We start from the raw sequence: 6,532 nt of genomic DNA, 5'->3' as shown, positions 1-6,532 counted from the left end.
CATCGGAAACCCAATTCCGGCCTCGCCGACGCACTTCCGCCCATCACCACCTGCCCACCCGGCTCACCCTTCCCCGCTTCCCCATCGAGGGGGACCGGGGGGCATCATGCCCCCCGGACGACGGATGCAACTGCAATATTTACACGGAAAACCACATCGCCTTGGCCAGCTCGACCATGCCTCCGCCGCAGCCGGCGAAGGGGCGGCGTTCCCAGAGGGCGTTCTGGGCGGCCCACCAGTCGGGATGCAGGTCCAGGTCGGCGGCGCGTTTGACGAGGGCGGCGAGCTTGCGGCAATCCGGGTCCGGTTCGGCGGCGCGGCGGGCGGTTTCGGCGGCCAGCCGGGCTTCCAGGGCCGCCTTGACGGGCGAGTTGCGGCCGGCTTCGAGGAGGAACAGGCGCAGCAGCGCGGCGCGTTTTTCCGGCAGCGGCAGGTCGAACACGTCGTGCCAGACGAGTCCCGGCCACAGGTGCAGCCACAGGGGGGCGAGGTTGATGGTGGTCTGGGCTTCCTGGAGTTCGGTGACGAGTTTGCGGGCCCGGGCCGCCTGCGAGAGCATGGCGGCGAAGGCGGTTTCCTCGGCGTGGCGGGCGAAGGCGTCGGCCAGGGATTGTCGTTTGTTGACGGGCAGGCCCACGTCGCGCAGGCAGAAGCCTTCTTCCGGGCCGCCGGGCGCGGTGAGGGACAGGCAGCCGTCGAAGGGGTCGGCGGTTTGGGCCGGCCGGTAGCGGACGGCCAGTTCCTCCACGGCGGTTTCCAGGCTGTACCGGATACGGGCCGTGCCGGGGCGGGCGTCGTCCTCGGGGTCGTCGAGGCGCACGGCCACGGCCACGCCCGGCCAGACGGCCTCGGCCGTTTCGCCGGCCGGGGGCAGGCGGTCTTCCAGAGTCAGTTGGAGCAGGGCCTGGGAGACGAGGGTTTTGGGCGTTTCGCGGCGCGGGCGCACGAGGTTGTCCCAGATGTCGCGGCCGGTGCCCATCTCGGGTTCGTTGGAGCGGGCCTCGGCCAGGATGCTGGTGACTTCGGGCTCGGGGTCGGCCATGCCCGTGGCCCGGGCCAGTTCCATGGCCCGGCAGGCGAAGGTCAGGCCGTTGACGGGCTCCAGGCGGGAGATCTCGTCGAAGAACCAGGCGCAGCTGGCGAAGGAGGACAGGCCCCAGGCCTGCATGGACAGGAGCTTCCAGGCCGTGCCCCGGCCGGCGGCGGGGAGTTTCGGCGCGAGGTGGGCCGCCTCGAAGGCTTCCGGGGCGAGGCTTGCGGCCATGACCTCGCCGTAGGCGACCAGGGCCTTTCGGGGGTCGACGAAAAGGGGCTTGCCGACGTCGAAGAAGTGGGCGTCCAGCCGGGATTTCAGGAGATTGAGCGCCTTTCGCAGCGGCGCGCGCCATTTCTGGTTGTAGCCGGGGTGTCCGCCCGTGGTGCAGCCGCAGTCCGAGCGCCAGCGCTCCACGCCGTGGGCGCAGCTCCAGGCCGAGGCCTCGCGGATGCGGGCGAAGCGCCGGGGCGGCTCGGCCTCCAGGAAGGCGGCGTAGTTGGTCAGGGCCAGGCCGTCGCGGCCGCTTCGGGCCTGGTCCAGCACGTAGGCCAGGGCCATTTCGCCGAAGGTGAAGTGGTGGCCGTAGGTTTCGCCGTCGGTGGCGAGCGAGAGCAGGCCCTGCCCGGCCGCGCCCGACAGGCGGCGGAAGAACTGTTCGCCGTCGGCCAGCAGCCGCTCGAAGGCCACGGCCTGGGACAGGGGGCCGTGGTAGAAGAAGACGGCCATGGGCTTTCCCGAGGGCAGGGGCACCTTGTAGGGCCGGCGGATGTCCAGGCTGCCGGCGTCCACGCCCTGCCAGCTTTTGCCGTCGTCGCTGACGGCCTCGGCCTGGGACGGGGCCAGGATGGTGAAGCGGATGCCGGCGGCGGCCAGGGCTTCCAGGGTGGGCGTGTCCACGGCGGTCTCGGCCAGCCACATGCCTTCCGGGGCGCGGCCGAAGCGCGCCCGGAAGTCGGCCACGGCCCAGGCCACTTCCAGCTCCTTGTCGAGCTGCGAGGCCAGGGGCAGGATGACGTGGTGGTAGACCTGCGCCAAGGCGTTGCCGTGGCCCAGGCGCGTCAGGCTCGCCTTGTCCGCCTCCAGGATGCGGGCGTAGGTCTCCGGGGCCGAGCGGGCCATCCAGGAGAGCAGCGTCGGCCCGACGTTGAAGCTCATCCATTCGTAGCAGTTGAGCAGTTCGACGATGCGGCCCGCGCCGTCCAGGCGTCGGGCCCTGGCCATGGGCGTGTAGGACTCGCGGCAGATGCGTTCGTTCCAGTGGCGGCTGGGGGCGGCGCTGCCTTCGGGCAGGATGTGGCCGAGCCAGGGGTCTTCGCGGGGGGGCTGGTAGAAATGGCCGTGGATGCAGAGGGCGCGGTCCATGCTGGGGCTACTCCTGTCCGTTTGGGCGTTCGATGCCGGGGCCCTGGGCCTCGGGCGGGGAAAAGACCTTCAGGTCGAGGTCGTGCAGCGCCTTGCCGGCGATGCGGGCCTCGCGGCGTCGCAGAAGCGAGGCGTCCACGTAATGCACCTCCATGGGGCCGACCTTGGGCCGGACCAGGGCCAGGGAGATGCCGGGCCAGGTCCACAGGTGAATGCGGCCGCCGTCCTCGCCGGGCCGGTCCGAAGGCTGGCCGTATTTGGCGCTGTAGGCGGCGAGCACCCGTTCGTAGTCCTTTTCCGGCGCGTCGCCCGAGGGCGCGACGACCAGGGTGACGCTGGCGAGGCGATTCTCGTCGTAGGCGTACAGCACGCTCGTTAAGGGAATGTCGCCGAGATGCAGCCGTTCGTCGGCGCGGCGGAAATAGCGCCGGTCCCGGTGGGTGTAGAGGTATTCGCCGGCCGGCAGGCTCTGGGGGGTGGAGCCGAAGGCCGCGCCGCGAAAGGAGCGGGGCGGCTCGCCGCGCGAGAAGATGCGCAGGCCGCCCGAGAGCGACGGCGGCGCGCCCCCGGACGCCTCGGCCGCGGCGGCCTCGGCCAGGAGCCTGGCGTCGGTGTAGCGCACGGCCACGCCGCCGGCCTCGGCGTCGCGGGTGAGGGCGATCTGGGCGTCGGGCCAGCTCCAGACGAGCTCCTCCTCCAGGGTGGCGGGGATGGCCCGGGGCGGGCCGTACTTCGTCTGGTAGGCCCGGCGCAGGGCTTCGAAGTCGTCGGCGTTTTCCATGCGCATGACCACGGCGAAGAGGCGGTCGCGGAAAAAGCCGTAGAGCACGTCCGACAGGCGCATCTCGCCCAGTTCCAGGCGGTCGCCCCGGCGGCGGTAGTAGTTGGCCGCGCCCTCGGCGTAGGCCGGGACGAGGCCCGGGATGGAGGGCCGTTCGCGGCCGAAGCGCAGGCCCCGGAAGCCGATGGGGCCGCGCGCCCGGACGTCCTCGGCCGACTGCCAGACCTCGCGCTCGTCCTGGGTCAGCTCCGGCAGGTAGACGTAGTCGATGACCGTCTCGCCCTCCCGGGCGAAGTGCGACAGGGAGACGCGAAGCGTCGGCTGGTTCCAGACGAGGCGCACAAAGCCCGGCGCGCCCTCGCGCAGGGGCCGGCCGTACTTGGATTCGTAGGCGGCGATGAGCGGGGCCAGCCCCTGGCAGCCGGACACGGTCATGCGCACGAAGTAGAGGCCGACCCGGGAAAAGCCGTAGCGGATGTCCGTGGGGCAGTCCTCGGCCAGGGGTTTGTCGCCCTCGCGGCGGTAGAAGTCGGTTTCTCCGGAGCTGGCGAGGTGAGCGAGTCCAGGGACGGCGGCCGGGGCGGCGCCGAAGGGGATGCCCCGGAATTCCGGCGGCTTTGGCGGCTGGGACGCGGCCTGGGTCGGGGCGCGCAGGCCCAGGAGCAGGCAGGCCAGGAGCGCCAGCAGGCAACCGGACGAGGCGGCGGCCGTTTTTCGGGCAAACGTGGGACGGGAGGTTTTTTGCGCCATGGCGTCTTCCGGGGCGAGGGGCTAGCGGGCCAGGCGCTTGCCGAGCCGCCGGGCCATTTCGCGCAGGCTTTCGGCCAGGCGGCCCACCTCGTCGCGGCGGGAGACGGCCAGGGTTCCGGTCAACCGGCCGTCGGAGAGGTCCCTGGCGAAGGCGGCGCAGCGGCGCACCGGCAGGCCGAGGGCGAAGGCCATGGCCACGGCGAAGGCGACGCCGCAGACGAGGATGCCCCAGGCGGCGACGAGGAGCGTCAGGCGCGAGGCCCGAAGGGAGGCGGCCAGGGCCCCGGCGTCGCCGGCGGCTTCGGCCAGGGATGCGCCGCCGAGGGCCGTGGCCGCGGTCAGGGAGGCGCGCTCGGCCTCCAGGATCTGCCGGCCCGTGGCCCGCAGGGCCTCCCATTCGGCCAGGAGCGCCGCCACGGCCTGGCGGTAGTCGGCCAGGGCGGCAAAGGACGGCCCGAGCCGCCGGGCGTCGTCGTCGGAACCGGCCCTGGCCTCGCGCAGGGAGGCCTCGGCCGCGTCGAAGCGGGCGGTAGCCTCGACCAGGCGGGACGGGTCGCGCTGGGCCCGGGCGGTTTCGGCGGCCTCGCGCACGTCGCGGCCGGCGGCCAGGGCGGCCTGGGCGGCCTTGAGGCGCTTGGCGTACAGGCGCAGGGGGTCGGGCTGGGGATATTTGGCGGCGAGCTCCTTGTCCCATTGGGCGGTCTTCTGGTCCATGTAGCCGGTCACGGCCTGGGCGTAGCCCTCGGCGGCCCGGTCCAGGGCCGATCGGGCGGCGTCCACGCGCTCGTTGCCGACCACCGAGGCCTCGGCGGCCTTCTTGTAGGCGTCCAGGAAGTAGCCGATCTTCTCGGCCTCGGCGGCCAGGGATTCCATGCCCGGCCGGGAGGCGGCCTCGCTGGCGTCGTGCAGGGCGTCGGCGGCCTTGGCCAAGTCCTTTTTCGCCCGCTCCAGGGCCTCGCGGTCGGCCGTCAGCGCATAGCCGCGGATGGCCTGGGCGGCGAGCAGCAGCCGGCGCTCCACGGCCACGGCCAGGTCGGCCCGGGGCAGGCGGGCGGTTTCCAGGGCGCGGGAGCGGTCGGCCAGGGCGTCCAGGCGGGAGACGGCGAAGAGGCCGAGGAGCAGGGCGGCCGCCGCCGGCAGGATCACGGCCGCGGCGATCTTGGCGGGGAAAAGCGGAAACCTCATGCCGATGCGTCCTTTGTTTGGGAATGCGGCACGGGGGCGACGGGACACGGCTGGCCGGGCTCCCGGGCGAGAGTATGACCATGCATAGCGAGTATTGGCCGGAAATCAAAGGGGGAAAAGGCGAAAGCGCCCCGAGGGGAGGGACATTTCCGGTCGAAGCGGGCGGCAAGGGGCGGGGGAGGGGCGCCGGAAACGGCCCGGTCGGCAAGGGCCGGGCGGCCGGAAGAGGGGAGCCGCCGCCCGGGTCCGGGGCCCGGGGGCGGCGCGGAGCCGGCCGGCGGCATGGCCGGCTCCGCGCGCGGCATCAGCCGAAGCGGCCGGTGATATAGTCCTCGGTCTGCTTCTGGGCCGGCCGGGTGAAGATGGTTTCCGTGGCGTCCACCTCGATGAGCTTGCCCATGTAGAAAAAGGCGGTGCGGTCCGAGACGCGGGCGGCCTGCTGCATGCTGTGGGTGACGATGATGATGGTGAAGTTGCGCTTGAGATCGTGGATGAGCTCCTCGATCTTCTGGGTGGCGATGGGGTCGAGCGCCGAGGCCGGCTCGTCCATAAGGAGCACCTCGGGTTCGATGGCCAGGGCCCTGGCGATGCACAGGCGCTGCTGCTGGCCGCCGGAAAGGCCCAGGGCCGAGTCGTGGATGCGGTCCTTGACCTCGTCGAAGAGCGCCGCGCCCTTGAGGCTTTTTTCCACCTGCTGGGAGATGTAGGTGTTGTCGCGTACGCCGCCGACCCGAAGGCCGTAGGCGACGTTTTCGAAAATGGTCTTGGGAAAGGGGTTGGGCTTCTGGAAGACCATGCCCACCCGGCGGCGCAGCTCGACCACGTCCAGGGTCGAGGCGTAGACGTTCTCCCCGTCCAGGGTCAGCTCGCCTTCGACCCGGGTGCCCGGAATCAGGTCGTTCATGCGGTTGAGTGAGCGGAGTACCGTGCTCTTGCCGCATCCCGACGGACCGATGAAGGCCGTGATCTTGTGCCGCGCGATCGGGATCGTGATGTGTTTGACCGCCAGCTTCTCGCCATAATAGACGTTCAGGTTGCGGATTTCGATGGCGTGCTTGCCATCGTTCAACAGCTCTCTTTGAGTCATGCTTTCCCGTACCCCTACAGCTTCTTGCTCAGACGTTGACGCAGGATGATCGCGAACGAGTTCATGAAGAGGAGCAAGCCCAGCAGTACGATGATCGCCGCGGCGGCGATATTGCGGAACTCCTCTTGTGGCCGGGCGGTCCACTGCCAAATCTGAACCGGCAGCGCCGTGAACTTCGAGAACGGCCCGCCGGGATCGACGAAGATAACCGCTGAGGCGCCAATCACGATCAGCGGCGCGGTCTCTCCAATCGCGCGGGAAAGAGCGATGATCGTCCCGGTCAGAATGCCGGGCATGGCGGCCGGAAGCACCTGGTGCCACACGGTCTGCC

The 6,532-nt window shown here is 71.1% G+C and carries 5 protein-coding genes; all 5 read right to left on the bottom strand.

Annotated features, from left to right (window positions below; all coding sequences use genetic code 11):
- Positions 1-139 precede the first annotated feature (139 nt).
- Positions 140-2,398, bottom strand: a complete 2,259-nt coding sequence (locus Q1K70_RS22110) for a DUF3536 domain-containing protein (protein ID WP_300164947.1) — start codon at positions 2,396-2,398, stop codon at positions 140-142.
- Positions 2,399-2,405: 7 nt separating this feature from the next.
- Positions 2,406-3,929, bottom strand: a complete 1,524-nt coding sequence (locus Q1K70_RS22105) for a hypothetical protein (protein ID WP_300164944.1) — start codon at positions 3,927-3,929, stop codon at positions 2,406-2,408.
- Between the two features lie 21 nt (positions 3,930-3,950).
- Positions 3,951-5,114: a HAMP domain-containing protein gene (locus Q1K70_RS22100; RefSeq protein ID WP_300164941.1), complete on the bottom strand. Its 1,164-nt coding sequence runs from the start codon at positions 5,112-5,114 to the stop codon at positions 3,951-3,953.
- Between the two features lie 304 nt (positions 5,115-5,418).
- Positions 5,419-6,183, bottom strand: coding sequence for a phosphate ABC transporter ATP-binding protein PstB (gene pstB / locus Q1K70_RS22095; protein ID WP_300164938.1), 765 nt, complete (start codon positions 6,181-6,183; stop codon positions 5,419-5,421).
- Between the two features lie 32 nt (positions 6,184-6,215).
- The coding region (locus tag Q1K70_RS22090) for an ABC transporter permease subunit (protein WP_300164935.1) at positions 6,216-6,532 on the bottom strand (317 nt) is incomplete at its 5' end.

It is taken from the genome of Solidesulfovibrio sp., from assembly GCF_029978005.1.
Taxonomy (GTDB): domain Bacteria; phylum Desulfobacterota; class Desulfovibrionia; order Desulfovibrionales; family Desulfovibrionaceae; genus Solidesulfovibrio.
The sequence above is the reverse complement of the archived record's forward strand: the minus strand, read 5'-3'. Positions and strand labels throughout refer to the sequence as shown.